The 18,961-nt window shown below is 69.6% G+C and carries 21 protein-coding genes; 9 read left to right on the top strand and 12 right to left on the bottom strand.

Going from position 1 to position 18,961, the window contains the following annotated elements; all coding sequences use genetic code 11:
* Positions 1-44: 44 nt before the first annotated feature.
* On the top strand, positions 45-1,073 hold the full coding sequence (locus AB0F03_RS20135) for a cytochrome d ubiquinol oxidase subunit II (protein WP_361993790.1): 1,029 nt from the start codon (positions 45-47) through the stop codon (positions 1,071-1,073).
* 285 nt (positions 1,074-1,358) lie between these two features.
* Here AB0F03_RS20135 and AB0F03_RS20130 read toward each other — a convergent pair whose 3' ends face one another.
* Complete coding sequence (locus tag AB0F03_RS20130; RefSeq protein WP_361993552.1) at positions 1,359-2,438, bottom strand: MerR family transcriptional regulator; 1,080 nt, start codon at positions 2,436-2,438, stop codon at positions 1,359-1,361.
* 339 nt (positions 2,439-2,777) lie between these two features.
* Positions 2,778-3,740: a zinc-binding dehydrogenase gene (locus tag AB0F03_RS20125; RefSeq protein WP_361993549.1), complete on the bottom strand. Its 963-nt coding sequence runs from the start codon at positions 3,738-3,740 to the stop codon at positions 2,778-2,780.
* Between the two features lie 170 nt (positions 3,741-3,910).
* On the opposite strand from AB0F03_RS20125, the gene AB0F03_RS20120 reads away from it, so the two are divergent.
* From AB0F03_RS20120 to AB0F03_RS20110, 3 genes are all read left to right on the top strand, one after another.
* Positions 3,911-4,555, top strand: a complete 645-nt coding sequence (locus AB0F03_RS20120; RefSeq protein ID WP_361993546.1) for a helix-turn-helix domain-containing protein — start codon at positions 3,911-3,913, stop codon at positions 4,553-4,555.
* A 281-nt stretch (positions 4,556-4,836) separates the two neighbouring features.
* Positions 4,837-5,562: a DUF4232 domain-containing protein gene (locus AB0F03_RS20115; RefSeq protein ID WP_361993543.1), complete on the top strand. Its 726-nt coding sequence runs from the start codon at positions 4,837-4,839 to the stop codon at positions 5,560-5,562.
* Between the two features lie 82 nt (positions 5,563-5,644).
* Complete coding sequence (locus AB0F03_RS20110; protein ID WP_361993787.1) at positions 5,645-5,836, top strand: hypothetical protein; 192 nt, start codon at positions 5,645-5,647, stop codon at positions 5,834-5,836.
* A 10-nt stretch (positions 5,837-5,846) separates the two neighbouring features.
* Here the strand turns inward: AB0F03_RS20110 and AB0F03_RS20105 are convergent, their stop codons facing one another.
* The 4 genes from AB0F03_RS20105 to AB0F03_RS20090 form a co-directional block, all read right to left on the bottom strand.
* Complete coding sequence (locus AB0F03_RS20105) at positions 5,847-6,731, bottom strand: aldo/keto reductase (protein WP_361993540.1); 885 nt, start codon at positions 6,729-6,731, stop codon at positions 5,847-5,849.
* Positions 6,731-7,045 carry a hypothetical protein gene (locus AB0F03_RS20100; protein ID WP_361993537.1) on the bottom strand — a complete coding sequence of 105 codons (315 nt, stop codon included), beginning with the start codon at positions 7,043-7,045 and terminating at the stop codon, positions 6,731-6,733. The genes AB0F03_RS20105 and AB0F03_RS20100 overlap by 1 nt, the downstream gene beginning before the upstream one ends.
* A gap of 236 nt (positions 7,046-7,281) precedes the next feature.
* Positions 7,282-8,220, bottom strand: coding sequence for a hypothetical protein (locus tag AB0F03_RS20095; RefSeq protein ID WP_361993534.1), 939 nt, complete (start codon positions 8,218-8,220; stop codon positions 7,282-7,284).
* Between the two features lie 377 nt (positions 8,221-8,597).
* On the bottom strand, positions 8,598-9,401 hold the full coding sequence (locus AB0F03_RS20090; protein WP_361993531.1) for a glycine betaine ABC transporter substrate-binding protein: 804 nt from the start codon (positions 9,399-9,401) through the stop codon (positions 8,598-8,600).
* 164 nt (positions 9,402-9,565) lie between these two features.
* Between AB0F03_RS20090 and AB0F03_RS20085 the strand changes: the two genes are divergently transcribed.
* Positions 9,566-10,519, top strand: coding sequence for a LysR family transcriptional regulator (locus AB0F03_RS20085; RefSeq protein ID WP_361993528.1), 954 nt, complete (start codon positions 9,566-9,568; stop codon positions 10,517-10,519).
* A 66-nt stretch (positions 10,520-10,585) separates the two neighbouring features.
* Here AB0F03_RS20085 and AB0F03_RS20080 read toward each other — a convergent pair whose 3' ends face one another.
* The 4 genes from AB0F03_RS20080 to AB0F03_RS20065 all read right to left on the bottom strand — a co-directional run bounded on the left by AB0F03_RS20080 (position 10,586) and on the right by AB0F03_RS20065 (position 13,799).
* Entirely contained in the window at positions 10,586-11,038 is a 453-nt protein-coding gene (locus AB0F03_RS20080) for an ATP-binding protein (RefSeq protein WP_361993525.1), read from the bottom strand.
* An 81-nt stretch (positions 11,039-11,119) separates the two neighbouring features.
* Positions 11,120-12,361: an MFS transporter gene (locus AB0F03_RS20075; RefSeq protein ID WP_361993522.1), complete on the bottom strand. Its 1,242-nt coding sequence runs from the start codon at positions 12,359-12,361 to the stop codon at positions 11,120-11,122.
* A 95-nt stretch (positions 12,362-12,456) separates the two neighbouring features.
* Complete coding sequence (locus AB0F03_RS20070; protein WP_361993520.1) at positions 12,457-13,362, bottom strand: sugar phosphate isomerase/epimerase family protein; 906 nt, start codon at positions 13,360-13,362, stop codon at positions 12,457-12,459.
* Positions 13,359-13,799: a hypothetical protein gene (locus AB0F03_RS20065; protein WP_361993517.1), complete on the bottom strand. Its 441-nt coding sequence runs from the start codon at positions 13,797-13,799 to the stop codon at positions 13,359-13,361. The genes AB0F03_RS20070 and AB0F03_RS20065 overlap by 4 nt, the downstream gene beginning before the upstream one ends.
* An 88-nt stretch (positions 13,800-13,887) precedes the next feature.
* Between AB0F03_RS20065 and AB0F03_RS20060 the strand changes: the two genes are divergently transcribed.
* Positions 13,888-14,793 carry a LysR family transcriptional regulator gene (locus AB0F03_RS20060; RefSeq protein ID WP_361993514.1) on the top strand — a complete coding sequence of 302 codons (906 nt, stop codon included), beginning with the start codon at positions 13,888-13,890 and terminating at the stop codon, positions 14,791-14,793.
* Between the two features lie 413 nt (positions 14,794-15,206).
* Positions 15,207-16,052: a DUF3626 domain-containing protein gene (locus AB0F03_RS20055; RefSeq protein WP_361993511.1), complete on the top strand. Its 846-nt coding sequence runs from the start codon at positions 15,207-15,209 to the stop codon at positions 16,050-16,052.
* Between the two features lie 529 nt (positions 16,053-16,581).
* Here the strand turns inward: AB0F03_RS20055 and AB0F03_RS20050 are convergent.
* Complete coding sequence (locus AB0F03_RS20050) at positions 16,582-17,037, bottom strand: hypothetical protein (protein WP_361993509.1); 456 nt, start codon at positions 17,035-17,037, stop codon at positions 16,582-16,584.
* 609 nt (positions 17,038-17,646) lie between these two features.
* Positions 17,647-18,177 carry a hypothetical protein gene (locus AB0F03_RS20045; RefSeq protein WP_361993505.1) on the bottom strand — a complete coding sequence of 177 codons (531 nt, stop codon included), beginning with the start codon at positions 18,175-18,177 and terminating at the stop codon, positions 17,647-17,649.
* A 226-nt stretch (positions 18,178-18,403) separates the two neighbouring features.
* Here AB0F03_RS20045 and AB0F03_RS20040 point away from each other — a divergent pair, with 226 nt between their 5' ends.
* Positions 18,404-18,538: a hypothetical protein gene (locus AB0F03_RS20040; protein ID WP_361993503.1), complete on the top strand. Its 135-nt coding sequence runs from the start codon at positions 18,404-18,406 to the stop codon at positions 18,536-18,538.
* A 111-nt stretch (positions 18,539-18,649) separates the two neighbouring features.
* Positions 18,650-18,958 (top strand): hypothetical protein, encoded by a 309-nt coding sequence (locus AB0F03_RS20035; RefSeq protein ID WP_361993500.1) that lies wholly within the window; start codon positions 18,650-18,652, stop codon positions 18,956-18,958.
* Positions 18,959-18,961: the final 3 nt, after the last annotated feature.

Below are 18,961 nucleotides of genomic sequence, written 5' to 3'. Positions count from 1 at the left end.
GCATGCCCCCCGTTCCCCGCGCCGTGAACGTCCTTGGAGGTCCCGTGCTCGCCGACACCGCTCTGGCCGTCATGTGGGTCGGGCTGACCTGTTACGCCCTGTTCGGAGGTGCCGACTTCGGCGCCGGGGTGTGGGACCTGCTCGCCGGGGGCGCCCGCCGGGGCGACGCGCAGCGACGGCTCATCGAGCACAGCATCGGGCCGGTCTGGGAGGCCAACCACGTCTGGCTCATCTTCGTCATCGTGCTGCTGTGGTCCGGTTTCTCACCGGTCTTCGCCGCCGTGATGTCCACTCTCTATGTTCCGCTGACCCTCGCCGCGCTCGGCATCATCGCCCGAGGTGCGGCCTTCGCCTTCCGCAAGGCCAGCAGCGAGCTGTGGCAGCGCCGGCTCTTCGGCGCGTGCTTCGCCACCTCGTCGCTGGTCACCCCCTTCTTCCTCGGCGCCGTCGCCGGGGCAGTCGCCTCCGGTCGGGTACCGGCCGGGCTGGCACAAGGCAATGTGATCACCAGCTGGCTGAACCCGACGTCCGCGCTCGGTGGCGTCCTGGCCGTCCTGACCTGCGCCCATCTCGCAGCCGTCTACCTCTGCGCGGACGCGGACCGCGAGGGTGACGCGGAGTTGGCGCGGGGCTTCGCCCGGCGGGCCGTGGGGAGCGGGCTGGCGAGCGGAGCGGTCGCGCTGGCCGGCATCGCGGTGCTGCACGCGGACGCTCCCCAGCTGTTCCACGGGCTCACGCACCGGGCGCTGCCGCTGGTTGTACTCAGCGCGGTGAGCGGTGTCGTGGGCCTCGGTCTGCTGACCCGGCGCCGCTACGTCGCGGCGCGCGGAGCGTCGGCGCTGGCCGTCGCCGCGATCTTGTGGGCATGGGGCGCGGCCCAGTACCCGGCGATGCTGGTCGGCAGCCTCACGGTGAGCGGGGCGGCCTCCCAGCCCGCCGTCCTCTCCGCCTGCCTCATCTCCCTCGCCTGCGGCGCCGTCCTGCTGATCCCGGCCCTGTGGCTGCTGTACGGCACCTTCCAACGGGCCGAGACCGACCGAGCGCCGAACACGCACCGCCGTACATCCTCCTGAGCCGGCGCGGGGCGGGTCACCGTGCCTGACGGTGACGGCCTCGGTCGAGCACCCTGCCTGTCGGCGGCGGCCGGCACAATCCACCACCGCATGAACGGTCACGGCCCCCACCCCCACAGCCCAGACCCCGCGGGCGCCGGGAGGCCGGTCGCAACAGTCTGGCTGCCCTGGGCTCGGGAGCCAGCTCGGCGTTCCTGGCTTGCCGGGCGAGTCGGTACTCGTCAGCTTGGCGGATGAGCTCCTGAGAACGGATCTGGTGCCAGTCGAAGTGCATGCCGCTCGCTCCTACTGCTGGAGTTCCATGAGGTCGGCGACCACGCAGCTGACGTTGTCGGGGCCGCCGGAGGCGTTGGCGAGAGCGATGAGTCCGCGGGCGGCCTGCTCCGGCTCACTGTTCTCGGAGAGCACTCGGCGGATCTCTTGGGTCGGCACGACGGTCGACAGGCCGTCGGAGCAGAGCAGATACCGGTCTTCCCCCTGGGCGTCGTGGAGGCGCAGGTCGGGGGTGGTGTCGGCTCCTGCGCCCAGGGCCCTCACCAACAGCGACCGTTGGGGGTGGGAGGCGGCTTCTTCCGGGCTGAGGCGTCCTTCGTCGACCATCGACTGGACCATGGTGTGGTCGTGGGTGATCTGGAACAGCTCTCCGCCGCGCAGGAGGTAGACGCGGGAGTCGCCGATGTGGACGAGGGCCAGCTGCGATCCGGTCCAGAACATCGCGGTCAGCGTCGTGCCGGTGTCTTCGGAAGCAGAGCCCGTCCCGGCGACGTCGTGCACGGCCTGCTTGGCCCGTTCGACGACGTCTTCCAGGACGTTGAGGAGATCGCCGGCTGGGATGCTGTCGGTTTCGAGGTACTTCAGCGCGTCGATGGCGGCTGCGCCGGCAGGGGCTCCTTGGCTTCCGCAGCCGTCGGCGACAGCGAGCAGCCGGGATCCGGCGTAGGCGGTGTCCTGGTTGCTCTCGCGGACGAGACCCGTGTCGGAAAGGGCGGCGTAGCGGATTTCCAAGGGCTTGGCGGTCGGGGACATGGCGGGGTCCTTCCGTGACAGGTGGTCGATGAGGAAGGTGGCCAGGTCCCGTCGTGCGGCAGTCTCGGCCTCGACCTGGGCCCAGAACGCGCGCACCTCTTGTCCCCCCGGGCCCGCGTCCAGCGCGCAGACGTGCTGGATGCGGGCCAGCGGCATGCCCAGGCGCCGGAGCCAGGCGACCAGTCGGGCTTGGTCCAACTGCTCCGGTGCGTAGAGGCGGTAGCCGGTCACCGGGTCGACGCGTGCAGGGGGCAGCAGACCGAGCTCGTCGTAAAGACGCAGCGCCTTCGGCGACAGTCGGGACGCCTTCGCGAACGCCCCGATGGTCAGCAACCTCATGCTCGCTCCTCCTCATGCCGAGCGCGTCGCCCGGCCTCACTGATGCTGTGGCCTCCCCCAAGGTGAAGGTCAACCAAGGGCTGCGTTCTCGAGGACCTGAAGAGTGACGGCCGCCGCGTAGTCCCGGTGTGTCCCCTACCGCGGCCGCTGGGACAAGCTCCAGGCAGGCCAGCAGGCCAGCAGGCCGTGCACGTCTCCCGCGTCAAGGTCCGCGCCCTCCAGCCGGACGGCGTTACGCACTTGCCCGGCCCCGGCAGGTGACCCTCGGCGCCGGGCATCAGCCGCGACCTGAGCGAGGCCTTTTCGTACCCGGGCCGCGAACGCCTTCCTCCGCCCCGCTCAGGGAGCCAGCACAACCCTGCCGAATACCTCTCCCGCGTCCATCGCACGGTGGGCCGGCACCGCCTGGTCCAGAGGCAACACCTCGTGAACGACCGTGCGCAGGGCTCCGCGCGCAGCATCGGCGAACTGGGACGACCGTACGGCCTGCCGGTCGGGGCCGGGCACGGTGTCAGAGCTGAGAGTGGTGAACGACAACGACCTGCGGAAGGCGTCCATCAGCCGCATGCCGAAGTCCGCCGGGGGCTGCCCACCGACCACACCGACGGCCACATACCGCCCGTTGGCGTTCAACTTGTCCAGAAAAGGGGGAAGCTGGGGACCCCCTACGACATCGATCACCACGTCGAACCCCGTCGGTGCGTCCGGGCCGCCCTCGCCCGAGCGGTCAAGGACATGAGTCGCGCCCAGGCCTCGCAGGCGGGCGCCACGCTCCACCGACGAGGTGGTGACCGCCACCGCGCTCGCGCCGTCCCTGACCGCGAGCTGGACCGCCGTGACCCCGATGCTGCCCGCCGCACCGCGCACGAGCACCGTCTCACCGGGCGTGAAACGGGCCCGGTCCAGGGCGAAATGGGCGACCACGCCGGAGCCGCCGAGAGTCACCGCGTCCGCGCCGGTCAGTCCGTCGGGCAGCGCAAGGACGTCCTCGACCGCGGCGACGGCCTGCTCGGCATACCCACCGGACAGGCCGGTGAACGCCCACACTCGCCGTCCGATCCACGAGGCGTCCACGCCCTCTCCCACCGCGGTGACCCTTCCCGCGACCTCGCTGCCGAGGAGATGCCCCTCCCGGAAGCCGTAGGCGGCAAGCGTCCCCCGGCGGATCACGGCGTCCACGCCGCCCACCCCGATCGCCTCCGTGGCGATCAGCACCTGCCCCGGGGCCGGAACGGGCACGGGCACATCGACGACCTCCAGGCCATCGGGGTCTCCGAAGGTCCTGATCAAGACGGCTTTCATCTCTGCTCCTCGGGTCGGTGGAGGAAGGACCGCAGTCGCTGCGGCCGTGGGCGTCGAGCCGGCCCGCACAGCACAGCCGGGGCATCACCGGCGAAGTGCCGGGACGGGACGGCGGCACCGCCCTGGGACCATAACGAACGTCCCCGTCCGCTTGGCTGAAGTGAGAAACGATGGCCAACCATTTGCCTCACACTGCGCGCTCCGACGCCCGAGACAACCGGGCCCGCATCCTGGACGCCGCCCGCGCGGTGTTCGGCGAAGAGGGCCTGAGTGCGCCCGTGCGCGAGGTCGCACGGCATGCAGGCGTCGGCCCCGCCACGCTGTACCGGCACTTCCCGACCAAGCAGGCACTGATCGCGGAGACCTTCGCCGAGCAGCGGCGAGCCTGCCATGCCGCCGTCCGCGACGCTCTCGCGGACTCGGACCCGTGGCACGGATTCCGGAGCCTGATCGAGCGGATCTGCGAACTGCACGCGTACAGCCGTGGATTCGCCGACGCCTTCATGACGGCCTTCCCCGAGGCCATGGACTTCTCCGCCGACCGGGAGCAGACTCTGCGCGCGGTCGGCGAACTGGCCCGCCGCGCCCAGGAGACCGGCCGGCTGCGCCCCGGGTTCGTCGTCGACGACCTGATCCTCATGCTCATGGCCCACCGGGGCCTCCAGGACACGCCGCGTGCCGCCCGGGTCACGGCCTCCCGCCGCTTCGCCGCCTACATGATCGAGGCGTTCCGCGCCGCACCAGAGACGGGAGCGCCTACGGCGCTGCCGCCGGCACCACGCCTGGAGCTCACGCACTCGCCCAGGACGCGATGAACCCGTCACCTGAGGTCCGTCAATCTCGTAGCCCGGCACCTTGCCGGATCGGTGCCGCAGCCAGGTGGGAAAGGGCTCGTTGTTCGCTGTCGGCTCCCGACGACGTGGATGAACATCGGCGTCCCTGCGCCCAGTTGCCCTGTTACCAAATGCGGGCAGACCGGAGTGAACGACGCCCGCCCCGACGTCATCTCACGGGGTGCAGCGAAACAGCCGATGCGGCCGGTCGCCCTGCGGGAGCAGGGGAGGTGCCGCGTCCTGACCATGGGGGAGCTTTCATCATGACCGCGCACCGTGCCCGCCGTACCGCCCGTTCCGCCGCCCTGGCCGCCGTCACCGCCGCGCTGGCGCTGGGCCTGACCGCCTGCGCCGGCGCCGACAAGGACTCGAAGGCGGCGGGCGGCGACCACACCACTGGCACCGCCACCGCTGGTACCGCACAGAGCCGGTCCGCGTCCGACAGGGACGGCAAGGGCAGCGCGGAGCAGGCCGACAGCGGCGGTGACCGCAAGGAGGGGGCGCGCCCGGCAACCCTCTCCGGCGGGACGGACAAGGTCGCGATCAAGGTCACCACGGCCGGCGTCCAGCAGTGCCGCGGAGACGAGATGCTGGTCACCGCGGTGCACCGGTTCGCCGGTCAGCAGGGCGACCACCTGCTGGTCACCGCGTCGAACGAGGGGACCAAGCCCTGCTGGGTCACCTCGTACCCGGCCGTGAAGCTCGGCGGGGACGTCGACGCCGCCGCACTGCCGCACTCGAAGAAGGACAACCCGGGCGGCGACAAGCACATCACACTCCGGCCCGGAGGCAAGGCATACAGCGCGGTGAACCTCTTCGACTACGGCTCGAAGCACCACACGGCGCAGTCGTTCGCCATCGCGCTGCGCGGCGCGGACGGTCACAACGGCCCCTTCTACTCCGTCGACACCACGGGCCAGAAGCCGCAGTTCAGCTGGAACGAGGCCGACGTGCTGAACTGGACCACCGAGAAGCCGTACGACTTCTGACGGCCCCGCCCGGCAAGGCCGTCGTCCGCGAGCAGAAGAGCGGCGGGGAGCCGATCCTGGTCCGCACAAGCGGACTGCCGAGATCGACGGCGCCCCCGGAGGCCTGTTCGCTCCGCCGCTACCGGCCGGCGACCCCGGCGGCTTCGGCCTGGCGGGCCTTCTCATGTGGCTCAGCAGCCCGCACATCCTCGGCGCCCGCGCCGAACCCGGCTCGGACCGCATGAGCGCCGAACGCCTTGACGGCGGTGGTGGGCACCGTGAGTCCTCCTGCTGAGGGGGTTGGGTCAGGCTTCGGGGATGGCGCGGCCGAAGTCGGCGAGGGTGACGGCTTCGGGTTCGGGGCCACCGCGCCGGCCGGTCTCCAACGCATTCAGGGCGGTCAACTCATCGGCGGTGAGCTCGAAGTCGAAGACATCGATGTTCTCCGCGATGCGTGAGTGCTTGGTGGACTTGGGGATGACCGAGCGGCCCTGCTGGAGGCCCCAGCGCAGCAGTACCTGGGCGGGGCTCCTGCCGTGCGTCTCGGCGATGCGCGTGACGGCCGGGTCCGCAAGGACGCTCTTGCGGTCCTCGCCGTAGCCCGGGTAGAAGGTGATCCCTCCGATGGGGGACCACGCCTGGTTGAGGATGTGGTGTCGGTCGTCGAAGTCGAGGACGGCGCGCTGCTGGAAGTAGGGGTGGATCTCCAGCTGGTTGACGGCCGGGAGGACGTCGGTGGCCTCGAGCAGCGTGGTCAGGTGGTCGACCATGAAGTTGCTGACACCGATCGCGCGGACCTTTCCGTAGGCCAGGAGCTTCTCCAGGGCGCGGTAGGCGGCGAGGGTCTTGCCGAACTCGGACGGCAGGGCCTGGTGCAGGATCAGCAGGTCGATCTGTTCGACGCCGAGCTTGGCTGCGCTCTTGTCGAAGCCGTGCAGGGTCTCGTCGTAGCCGTAGTCGCTGATCCAGATCTTGGTCTCGATGAAGATCTCGTCGCGTGGCACCCCGGAGTCGCGGATGGCCTGCCCGACCTCGCGTTCGTTGCCGTAGGCGGCGGCGGTGTCGATGTGCCGGTAACCGAGGTCGAGCGCTGCCCTGACGGCGGTCCGCGTCTCGTCGGGCGGGGTCTGGAAGACACCGAGTCCCAGGGCGGGCATCTCGACGCCGTTGTTGAGGGTCAGGGTCTGCATCACAGGGACCTTTCGTTGCGGGTGGCCCGTGAGGGCACGATGAGGGTGAGGACGACCGCGACCGCCAGCGCGAGCAGGACGGCAGAGCCGGTCAGGGCCACGCCCGAGCGGGCCGCGATGTCTGCGGCCGCGTGGCCGGTCGAGACGGAGGCGGCGACGGCGGTCAGAATGCTCAGGCTCAGCGCGCTGCCGATCTGGTGCACGGTGTTGACCAGGCCCGAGCCGGCCCCCGCGTCCGCGGGGGCGACGCCGTCGACGCCGCTGGAGGTCAGCGGGGCCAGCGTCAGTCCCTGACCGGCGCCGATGAGTGGCATCGGCGGTGCCACGCCCGTGCGTGCAGAGCGTCTACCACTGGACACCGCTACAGGCCGGCCTCGCGTTGGGCAGTTGCTTGCCGAAGACCTTCTTGCCGGCCGGGGTGAGTCCGTGCCCGTGATGGGCGCGCAAGATCCCCGAGAGAGCCGAATCGCATGACCGTCGACGCCCGTCCCCGAGCACCCGCAACCACCCGGCTCCCAGTAGCTGTACCCCCCGAAAGCGGAACCCGACATCAGGTACTCACGGTGTAAAACAGCAGCCAGATGAGGGCGGCGATCGCGGCGAGCGTCAGGAGTATCGCTGCTGTCCTGCGCCGGAGCGGCTCTGGGCAGGGGCTGCGGTGTGAAGGCCGAGGCGCGGCAAGTGGCAGCCGACTTCGGCAGGACCTGCGGTAGTCCCCGGCGCGGAAACCGATCACCGCCTGGGCCAGCATCAGAGGGAGGCGGTAGGCAGCATGATCGAACTGCTCGGCGGCTGCCCGGCAGTGGTGGCAGTGGGCCAGGTGGCACTGCAGATCGGGCGGGGGAAGCAGACTGGGATGCCGTACGAGCGAGTCGATGAGGTGAGTGTAGCGAGTGCACTGTTCATCGGTGGCCAGACGTTGGTGGGCCTGAAGGCACTCGGCTCGCAGGGCCGCTCGGTGACGTTGCAGCTCGGCCTGTAAGTGGTCTCCGGAGAGTGGCTCAACGCGCGTGGCCAGGATGTCGAGTGGCTCTCGCTCGACTTCCTGATGCCAGAGCAGTAGTTGTGCCCGGTCCGGCAGTTGCCCGAAGGCGGCGGTGAGGAGTTGCCTGTCGGGTGATCCCGACGCGTTTCCCGAAGGGACTGCCTCGGTCAGCGAGGCGCGTAGCAGCGGGTGCAGGCTGTACTTGCGTTCGTCGCAGCCCCACTCGCCGCAGATCTGGGACACCATGGACAGCAGGCGTGGCCGCCACGGAAAGTCAGCGAGGTTCGTGAGGTTGTCCGTCAGCAGCCGCATGAACGCCGTTCCGGTCAGGCGGACCGCGGACTCCTCGGTCACCGTGCACAGTTCTGCATAGTCGAGCACCGCCCGCCAGTGCCCAGCCAGTACGCAGTCGATGGTGGTGGCATGGCGGCGGCAGTCACCGAACGCTGTATGCGGGGGCGTGGGCTCCGGCGGCGGGCAGCTGGGGTGCTGGGTTCCGGTCAAGGCTCTCCCTTCGAAGTTGTCACCGCGTCACCCGGGTGGTAGGGCAATATGTGCCGGTCCCTGCCGAAGGTCGGCAGGGACCCGAGGAGCGCACGGGCTTCGGTGGCGCAAGGCGGCACGCCTTGCCTTGTGGCCAGGGCCCGATGCCCGGTGAGGCGGTTGACGCCGCACGCGACCGCGTGGCGCTCGCGGCGGTGTGACGGATGGAGGTTCGGCGGCCGTCGTCCGCTGTGCGAGCCGGATTCGGCGGTTGCGCGGGGGCCGCCTGGCTGAAGGCGGACGTGGCGGGTTCCAGGGCGACGATGCGCTCGGCGGTGCGCGGTGCGCGGTGCGCGGTGTGGGGAGGGGAGGCGGCGAGTGTGCGCCGCCGTGCCCGATCAGGCAGGCAGTCCGAAGTCGAAGTCGGCGAGGTAACGATCGGCGGCCTGCAGCGGGGTGAGGCCGTCCACGTTGATCAGGGCGTCGATCTCCTCGACGCCATCGTTGCCCAGGCACAGACGGTCCAGTTCGGCGACTGCGCGCGGGTGGATGCGGTCCAGCGCGGCCAGATTGACCACCGTGCCGGCACTGTCCACGGTTCCCAGCAGGCCCTTGGGCTCTTGCAGCGGGCGCAGGTGGTGCAGGCGGTTCAGATAGTGCGGGCGCCACAGCGGTATGACGAACCACTCACCTGTGGCGAGTCCGTGCTCCACGCGGGAGAGGAAGCCGGCCTCGGTCCCCGGTCTGAAGGTGTAGCCCACCCTGTCCAGGCCGTACTCGCCCACCACCCGGGCCGAGAAGCGGCTGATGCCGGCGCCGGGGTTGATGCCGTCGATGGCCGTCGTCATCCTCTCCAGCAGCCCAGGACGGGCCAGGTCAGCGACCTCCCGCACCATCTCGGCAGGCACCCAGGGGGGCACCGCCCATACGCAGTAGGGCTGGTACTGAGCTCTCAGCACACGCACCCGGTCCCGGTAGGGGGAGAGGAACGTGTCGTGACTCGAAGGCAGCCACGCGGACACAAGGACGTCGATGGCGCCCTCTTCCTGGAGCCGGAACAGCCGCTCGTGGGGGGCCTCGACGCTGTGTACCCGGTGACCGTGGGCCTCCAGGACGCGGCGTGTGACTGCTGCCACGGCCCGGTGGAAGGACAGGGCGATGTTGCCAACGGTGACAGTCGACTCGGAGGAAGGGCGGGACATGACGGCTCCCTGGCTGAGTGGTGAGGTGTGCGGCTTCGGCACGTTTCGCGGGCGTCAGGACCGTCCGACCCCTCGGTCGCCGGTTCCCTTTCCCTCTCACACGCTGCACCTCCGATCACCATAAGTCCAAGAAATCTTCTGCACCGTTTCCATATGCTGTGCGCATGGCAACGCTCCGACAGTTGGAATACTTGGTGGCCATCGTGGACGAGGGTTCCTTCACCCGGGCCGCCGAACGTCTCAACGTCACCCAGCCCGGGCTGTCGCACCAGTTCCAGGCACTGGAACGCGAGGTCGGCGGGCCGCTGCTCGAGCGGCGGCCGCGTGGGGTGCGGCTCACCCCGGCCGGACGCTCGATGCTGCCCCACGCCCGGGCCGCTCTGGCCGAGGCGGGCCGGGCCACCGTCTCTGCCCGCAGGGCCGCCGGCGTCTCCACCGGCGAACTGCACCTGGCGACGGTCTATTCGGTCAGCTGCGGCGTGCTTCCCACGGTCCTGGGTCTGTGGCGGGAAAAGCATCCAGGCGTGCGGATCCGGCTCTTCGAGCACCGGCGGGGCGGCGATATGGCGCAGGCCATGGCCGCCGGACAGGCCGACGTCGCCGTGGGGCCGCTACCGGACGGCTGGGAGGGCACCACCCGCCATATCGGCACGGAGGAGTTCGTCGTCGTCACCCATGCGAACGACCCCGTGGCCGTCTCGGACCACGCCCCCCATGTCAACCTGTCCCACCTGGCGCAACGGGAGTGGGTGCACTTCACTCCCGACAGTGGCCTGTGTGACATCCTGGAACAGGCGTGCGCGGCGGCCGGCTTCCGGCCCCGTGTCGCGATACGCACCGAACAGGCCCCGTCGGCCATTGCTTATTCTGCCGCTGGACTCGGCCCCGCCCTCGTGCCCGCCAACACCATCCCGCCGCACTTCGGCGGAGTCATCCTGCGCCCAGATCCGCCCCTGCACCGACGGCTGACGGCGTACACCCGTACCAGCCCGGATCCGGTGGCAGCCTCGTTCCTGGAGATTCTCGGTGACCACGCACCCGTCATGCCTGCACACGTCGCCAGGCGCCTGCGCGCCACCGACGGGACTGCCCGGCGCCCACGGCAGGAGCGATCATGACTGAACCGCCGCACCACCAGGGCCTCCAGCCGGGCAGTAGCCCGCGGAGACGGAAGCGGGTGCGGTTCAGCAGCGCGTGACGAGGACACACCTCGCCCAGACGGTCTTGCCCGTCAGGCGAGGGTACGTTCCCCAGGCCTCGACGAGGGAGTTGACGAGAGCGAGACCGTATCCGCCGTGCGGGCCGCGCCGGTGGGGCGCGAGGACCGTGGGCGACGTGCTGCTGGGGTCGTCGACTTCCACGGTGAGGGCACGACCGTCCCAGATGAGACGCATTTCCATGGCACCGCCGGCGTGCCTCCAGGCGTTGGTCACCAGCTCGGTGGCGACGAGTGCCGCAGTGTCCGTGTTGTCCTGCTCGCCGGGACGCACGGATGAGGACACACCGAGACAGCGGATCATCTGGCGGACAGCGGCGCGAGCCGGGCGGCCGGGGATCGGGTGGTCCCCCAGGTGGATACGCCGGGAGAGGGGCGGATGCGCATCTGGACGGCAAGGTTGCAGCGGGTTCGAAGTCATGGGGGCACCGGTGGGGGAGTGGCGGGAGTGGCAGTGACTGGTAGGCCCTGCCGGAGCAGGGCACCAGTCGGCGGACGCGAGTCAAGCGGGATGGGCCTCGACCGTGAGGGTTTCGGTGGTCACCGCACCGGTTCTCCGGTCGTGCAGCCACACCGCGGTGAATGCCACGGCGCAGACGACGGGGAGGATGCTGACCGTGGCGAAGGCGTAGGCGGCACCGCGAGTGTCGATCATGTGCCCCATCCAGGGAAGGGTGATGGCGGTGGCGAGCATGCCGCCGGATCCCATGAGGGCTAGAACGAACGAGCCGCCCCTGGGGCAGCGTTCGGCTACGGCGCCGAGCATGGTGGGCCAGTAGCGGCTGATGCCCAGCGCGAAGACGGCAGCAGCCGCGTACGCGGCCGCGGCGCTGTGGGCGTGCGCGAGCAGTTGGAGTCCGGCGGCGGCGAGGACGGAGGATACGGCCAGGACGGCGATGGGGCCGGCATGGCCCAGCAAGCGGCTGCCGAGGCTGCGAGCGGCGAACATGATGCCGTTGACGAACGTGAGGACGAGAATGCCGGAGGCGCCGGCGAGTTGCCCGAGGGTGTCGGGCATCCACTGGTTCGGGCCCAGTTCGGTGGACGCGGTCAGGAACATGCAGGCCAGCAGGACCAGGAAGATGGGCCGCCTCGCGGTGCGGAACATCTCCCGGCTGCTGATCGCGGCAGCGACTCGCTCGGAGGCGGGGAAGCTCAGGGGGAGCAGGACCACCCCGTAGATGAGGACGCAGAGGATGATCGCTGCCAGTTTCGCGCGCCAGTCAAGGCCCGCGAGGGTGAAGCCGTAGCCGATCAGGCCGCCCAGGATCAGGCCGCCGGCGAACCACGCGTGGAAGGCGTTGAGGCGTCGTGTCTTGTCCCGGGGGTAAAGGGAGGCGACGAGCGGGTTGGCCGCGGCTTCGATCAGCCCGTTGCCCAGACCGACCACGAGTGTCCCGGCGAACAGCGTGTCGAAGCCGGGGGCGGCGATGGTCAGGACCAGTCCGGCGAGCTGAGCGACGAAGGCGAGCACCAGGATGGCCCGGGCCCCCACGGCGTCCACCAGGAGGCCGCCGCCCAGGATGGCAGCGACATACCCGTAGAAGGCCGCGCCGGCGATGAGACCGAGCTGGTAATGGTCGAGGGAGAAATGCTGCCCCAGCGCGCTCATGATGTCGCCACGTACGGAGAACGTCATGCCGGTGGCGGCGAGGGCGATGCAGCTTCCGACGAACAGCCGTCGTACGTCGAGTGGAGCGGCTGTGGTGGCCGCGGATCTGGGAAAGCGACTGAGCGTGGGCATGGCGGGCTCCGTGTGCGGGATGGAGGGTGAACTTGAGGGATCCGCCGGGGCGCGGAGGGGAGGCCGGCCGCCCCGGCGGAAGTGGTGGGGGCCGTTCAGGCGCCTGCGCCTACCTGGGCGAGGTGGTGGCGCAGGACGTCGGCCGACTGGGCGGTGTAGGCCTCGTACAGGTCTTCGGGAAGCACGCCGGAGGCGTGGTCGCGCAGCCACTTGATCATGCCCTGGCTGAGGGATCCGTCGGCGGCATCGGCGATCTGCCTCTGGGAGAGAGGCGTGCGGTCGAGGGCGGGCATGAACTCAACGGACAGGTGGCCGTCGTAGCCCACCGCGAGCAGTTCGCGCAGCAGCGCAGTCCAATCGATCGCTCCGGACCCGGGCGGCAGCCGGTTGTTCTCGGCGACATGGAAGTTCACCAGCCGGCCCGCGCAGCCGCGGATGGCGGCTCTCCAGTCGGCTTCCTCGATGTTCATGTGGAAGATGTCCAGACAGATGCCGCACCTCTCGCCCACCTCCTCGGCCAGGCGCAGTGCCTGGTCGGCCCGGTTGATGAGATAGGTCTCGTACCGGGTCAGCGGCTCGATGGCGAGCCGGATGCCGTGGTCGTCGGCGTGTTTGTGCGCCTCCCGCAGGGCAGCGACGTACCAGTCCCACTCCAGCTGCGCGTCGGCCATCGGCACCAGCTTGCCGACCGTGCAGGGCACGGTGACAAAGGTGCCGCCGAGCGCGGCGGTGAGGTCGATGGTCTCGATCAGGTAGGTGAGCCCGGCCTGCCGGATGAAGGGGTCTTCGTGGATCAGGTCGCGGCCGCCCATGAACAGCGCGAGGCCGCCGGCGCAGGAGATCCCGTGCTCTTCGAGCAGACGTGCGGTCGCCGCGAGATCGGTGCCGCGGGGGTCGGCGGAGATCTCGATGGCGTCGTAGCCGCACCGGGCAAGCCGGGGGATGGTGACCTCCAGCGGCTCCGGGCGCATCCAGTTGTGCATGGACAGGCGCATGGTCATGGCGCACCCCCTGGTGCGGTAGTGGGTGAGACGGGCTGCGTCGCGCTGCCGAGCAACTCGACGGTGACGAAGCGGAGTGTGGTGTCGCCGTCGTTGTGCAGGTCGTGTATCACCGGCGGTCCATCGCCGTAGGCGAAGAACTGGGTCTCACCGACGCTGTAGGAGCGGCTCTGCCGTCGCCATCCGCTTCCGGTGAGCTGCCACTGCAGGGCTGTTCCCGGCTCGGTGCAGGTCCAGAAGTAATTCAGGGCGTGGCAGTGCAGCGGCGCCCGCGCACCGGGCTCGAGGTGGACCTCCCAGACGCGGACAGCGCCGTTCTCGAACAGGAGACGAGTGCCGACCTGCCGGTTGAGATGCGCGTGCGCGACCTCGCCGTCGGGGGGCCCGTCGTGTGCTAGGCCGTGGGCCGTGGTTTCGGTGCTGTGATGGTTGCCCATGACTCGAGAATGGCCCGACCGGCATCGTAAGTCTAAGACTTCCTCCCTAAGGATTTACATAGAGCTTTCCTATATGTAACCTCGGTGTATGAGCCTGAGGCAGTTCGAGTACTTTCTTGCGGTGGCCGAGGAGGGTTCTCTCAGTCGGGCGGCAGCACGGCTCTCCGTCGCCCAACCGTCCCTGTCCCAGCAGCTCAAGGCACTCGAACGGCGGGTGGGGGGTGCCTTGTTCGAGAGACTGCCGCGGGGTATGCAGCTCACGCCGGCCGGTCGTGCCTTCCTGCCGGAAGCGCTCGCCACGCTGCGCGGTGCGGAGCGCGCCTACCGCTCCGCACGGGCGGCGGTCAGTGGCGAAGCAGCGGAGCTGCACATCGCCACCGTCTCCTCGGTCGCGGCCGGTGTGCTGCCAGACATCATCCGGACCTGGCACGACCAGCACGCACAGTGCCCGGTCCGGCTCGAAGAGTTCAGCCATCGCGACCTGATGGAGGAACAGGTGCGCAATGGCCTGGCCGACCTGGCCGTCGGCCCGCGGCCCCGCGCGTGGGACGGCCCGGTCATCTCGCTGGGATACGAGGAATTCGTGGTGATCCTCCCCAACGGCCACCCCTTGCTGAGTGAAGGCCCGGGGACGCCGGCCACCGCAATCGAGCTGCGCGCCCTGGCGGACCAGGGCTGGGTCCTGTTCGGACAGGGGCACGGCCTCAACGACCTGATCGGCGGCTACTGCTTGAGCGAGGGGTTCCGGCCGACGCCGGCTGTACGCACCTGGCAGGTCGACGCGGCAGCGCGGCTGGCCGCCGCCGGCGTCGGGCCGGCCCTCCTCCCGGACAACGCCGTGCCCGCGGGCCTGGATGCCGCCATCCTGTCGTGCAGGCCCAAGCACTTTCGCGAACTGACCTGTTATCTGCGCAGCGAACCTCACGGTCTCGTGCACCGCTTCCTCACGCTGCTGCAGGACTCGGCCCGGCTGACACAGCTGGCAGACAGGTAGGAGACCGGTGGAGGTGGCCTACACCACTGACACCCGCGCGCCGTTCGCCGTACGGGCGCGTCGCTGGCGGTGCACCAGGTAGGCCGGGCCGATGCAGATGATGCGCCACGACTGCACCGGTCGGTAGGGCCAGCGAGCCGCTCGAAGCACAGGCCACCCTGTGTCCGCTGGCAGTGGCGCGAGGGCCGCTGTTCGGATCTCGGGGGGCGAGCGGTAGCGTCCGAGGAGCGGCCAAGGAGCCCATGACCGGTCGACGATGGCCTCGCTCGTCTCGCGCACCCGCTGGTGAAGAGGCAGTGTTCCATTCCTGTGCTATTCACGCGCGGTTGCTGACTGGAGCGATGGGCTGCTTGCAGGGCAGCAGTGGCCATATTGAGGTGCGTTGGTGCCTGAGACTTGTGCAGACTCCACGCATGGCTGTCGATACCGCCGTCTCGCTTCAGGGGAGGGCTCTGCGACATGTCGGGGCTTCGTCGAGGGGGAAGCCCCTCCCTTCGGACCTGAGGGTGACGATGCACTTTCACCCTGACCGAGTCGCGGGGAACCGTCCCATTCTGCTCCAAATGGCTGACGATGGTGTCTACAGGTCACAGTTCGTCACAGGAACGAGTAACGGCGGGCTGACCGCTCATCCGGGCGGAGACCGATGCCGCTGGGAGAGTCGCATCTTCGCCGGCGCGTATGACGACGCCGCACCTGACCAGCGCCCTGTCTACGGCGCCTTGAACTACCGCCGTGATCCGATCGGCGGTGCCCCGCGATTCGGCTCCTCGTACTTCAGACTCACGCCCGAGGCTCTCACGCGCGCCACTTTCTGTTACCCGGACAGCTCCGCTGAGCCGTCCGCCTTCGGCGTGGCCGATCGATGCTCACTTCTCGAGCTTGCCGAGGCAGCTGACACGGATCCCCTGGACGGCCACATTGAGGCACAGATCCACGGGCCTGTCAGGTTTGACTGTGACGTGGAAGCGCTGGTGCTGGACCCCAGCTACCGCGGTACAGCGGTCGAATACGCGGCAGAACGCCTGCCGTGCCCAGTCGAATGGCATCCCGGGTTTCGGCTCAGCGTGGCTGAACTGCGTCACCATCCGCACTATCGCGGCCAGGCGTATGTGGATCTGGGAGCCAAGATCGCTCCCGGTGGCTGGCTCACTCCCAGGGTTATCGGAGACGCTGCCCGCACAGGTCGATACGCTCTCCAGGACCTCAAGAAGGTCTGGCACTGCCTGGCCCGGTTCGGGAAGCTCAGCGGCTGTTGATATCCCGTGCTGCTTCCGATACGTCCGGGTCAGATTTCGACGCCCTGTCGGGATTGTCTCGTTCAGCGGGTGGTGAGGTAGTACTGGTCTGCGGTCAGTTCGACGATCCGCGTGAGGGGGGAGGGCGTAGAGACGGATCGGGGCGCCGGTGATGCGCATCTCCAAGTGGAGCGAAGTGTCGCTGAGGCATCGGCGTAGCTCTCCCGATGGACGGACTCGAAGCGGGATCGCTACTGGACAATCATGGGGCGAGTTGCGCGACCTTGGAGCCGAGGCATTCGCTGCCGCCGGAGCCGCCGGAGCCGCCGGAGCCGCCGGAGCCGCCGGAGCCGCCGGAGCCGCCGGAGCCGCCGGAGTCGCCGGAGCCGCCGGAGTCGCCGGAGCCGCCGGAGCCGCCGGAGCCGCCGGAGTCGCGAAGCGCGCCGAACGATTCGGAGTCGAGCTCGGTGAGCTACTCCTCCAAGTGGGCGGCTTGATGGGCCAGCCCTGGTGTTCGATGCCTGTTCGACGGGCCGGGACCGCACGAGGGTCAGTCTGTTCGGACGCAGGCGCCGTAGTGGTCCGTCTGGCGCAACACCACCGCGTCCTGAGCGGGTGCCGGCCATGCCTGGACGAGATACCACTCGGTGATCTCATCAGGTGTGAGATCGACGGCGGTGTCACGGCCGCGGGCATGGATGCGAAGCCGGTAAGCACCGGGGCCGCCGAAGGACAGAACCGGCAGCTCCTCGTCCAGGTCGTCCAGCAGGCCGCGCACCATCGATTCCCCGGACTCCGAGTGCAGGGACACCTCGACGATCTCCTCCCACCTGGCGCTCCCGATGCCGGTGTGCAAGGTGACGGTGACGTCGACGTCTCCGGTGAGAATGCCGGTGAGGACTGTGACGGTGCCGTCCTGCACCTCCACCAGTCCGTTGTGGGTGCGGGGCAGATCAAAGCCAGCGGGACCAGCCTCGTCACTGATCTTGAACTGGTGGTACTGCACGGGCGCAGGTCCGCACCCGTGGCCGACGTGACCGCTCACAGCATGCTCCCGGGTGATCGGCGGTGGCTCTCGTGGTGAGTCACTGCCTGGCCGCCCGGCCGCGGCGGCGGCGGTCACGCTTCCGGTGAATGCGTCGAGGGACGCCCGGGCGTGGCCCGGAGTACGTGCCCTTGTCCATGATCTCCTACGGAACCCCGAGACGACGTGGGTCTCCCTGCCGTTCGGTGGCGCGGCCGGGGCGGCCCGCTGCCGGTGGGAGGCCCTGCACGGCATCGGCCCGCGCCAGGCCCAGTGCTGCGCGATTACGGCATCCGCTCGGTCGGTCTGCTCGCTGCCATCCCGCCGCCGAGGGTGCAGCGGCTGCGGGGGAAGAAGGCCGGCCGGCTCGCCGCTGGGCGCGCCCGCGACGTCGACCTCCACCTCCGCGTCCCCCACTCGCTGCGAGCGCCCGCAGCGGTGCACCCACCACACCCTGGACGGCGTCGCCGTCCAGGCGCCCAGCGCGGACAACGGCTACGCCGCTGTGGTCAGGCCGGCCGCGCCCTGACTCCCGCCTTGGCGTTCGCGGCCGGCACCGGCAGGCCCTCACAGGTTCGGGCGCCGAGCGGGTCAGCCGTCGGCTTCGTCCTGCGGCCCATACGCGTCGCCGATGGCGACACGCAGGTCGTGCATGCCTTGCATGATGTCGATGAGGGCTTCTTCCGCCCCGCTCAGAGCGCGTCGGGTCCCGTCCGTATCGCCGCGCTCCGCGTGCCACTGGGCGCTGAGCGCGTACACCGCCGTCATCACGGCGGCGAAGGCGGCCTCCCGGCCGGGCGGCAGTTCGTCCGTCTCATCCGCCTCAGGTGCGGAGACCTGCAACGCGGTGCGCTGAAGCCTGTTCGTCAAGACGTTGACGGCGAGGCTGGGATCCGCTCCTACCTGTTCCCCCCAGCCGAGCAACGTCTCAAGGACATCCTCAACCTCCTCTTCCTCGGTCAGACGGGTGGCGGCGGTGATCTCGAGCTCCGCTTTCGCCAGCAGACTGCCCAGAAGGTGCAGACGATCTTCTTCCTGCGGTCCCTGGGGTCGCTTCTCCGGATCCGCTACCGGTTCAGCTGCCAGAGCAGCCAGCGCTGCGTAGATCTGCTCAGCGCTCACCGGGCGCTCGCTACTCATGCTCACGTCTTCAGCATCACCCAGCGAAGGCGTACCTGCCCGCCCACACGCCCTGGGCTGCCGCCCGGCCGTCCGCAGCCTCGCCGAAGACTCGCCCCGGGACCGTGGTGGGCAACGAGCCAGCCCCTGTCCGTGAGGCGCTCCAGCGCACCGTGGCACTGCCGGCACCGCGACTGAGCGGACAGCCCTGCATGTGTGCCCCGGGGACGTGGAGGAGCGGGTCCAGGCGCTCGCGGCGCTGCGGCGCGAGGCGGCGACCAATCCACCGGTCGCCGCCTTCCGCGAGCAGATCACCAGCACCTGCGAGCCGACCGCACGAGCACTGCGCACCGACGACACCTGACCCTGGCCCCGGGAGGCCGGCCGCCGCGCCGCCGGCCTGCCCGGACAACACACCGGGTCTGTCGTCAAAAGATCTTGCCGAGGCGACGTTGGCAGCAGGCATGATGTGCTGATGGGACAGCTTCCTGCCGACGTGCGGGCTTCGCTTCGGTTCTTCGCCTTCTACTTGGCGAACGGCACCATCGACGTCGACCTGCTCGACGGCTTTGACTACCGGCCTGCTCTCTTCCAGTTCGGTTCAGCGTTGGAGCAGGTCTTCGCGATCTACGGAAATGTGCTGGAAGTCGACACAGACGGCAAGGTGCTGAACGAAGGGGATGCGCAGTACCGTGCCGCACAGTGGATTCGCGGCTGCTGCGACCCGAGTTACCAGGTCGAGCCGCCGTTCCAGGCTTGGGAGACCGAACTCCACGGCCCGTGAATG

The sequence above is a fragment of the Streptomyces sp. NPDC028722 genome (assembly GCF_040637655.1).
Taxonomy (GTDB): Bacteria; Actinomycetota; Actinomycetes; order Streptomycetales; family Streptomycetaceae; genus Streptomyces.
Note: the sequence above shows the minus strand (reverse complement) of the source record. Positions and strands in the feature narration are given on the sequence as shown.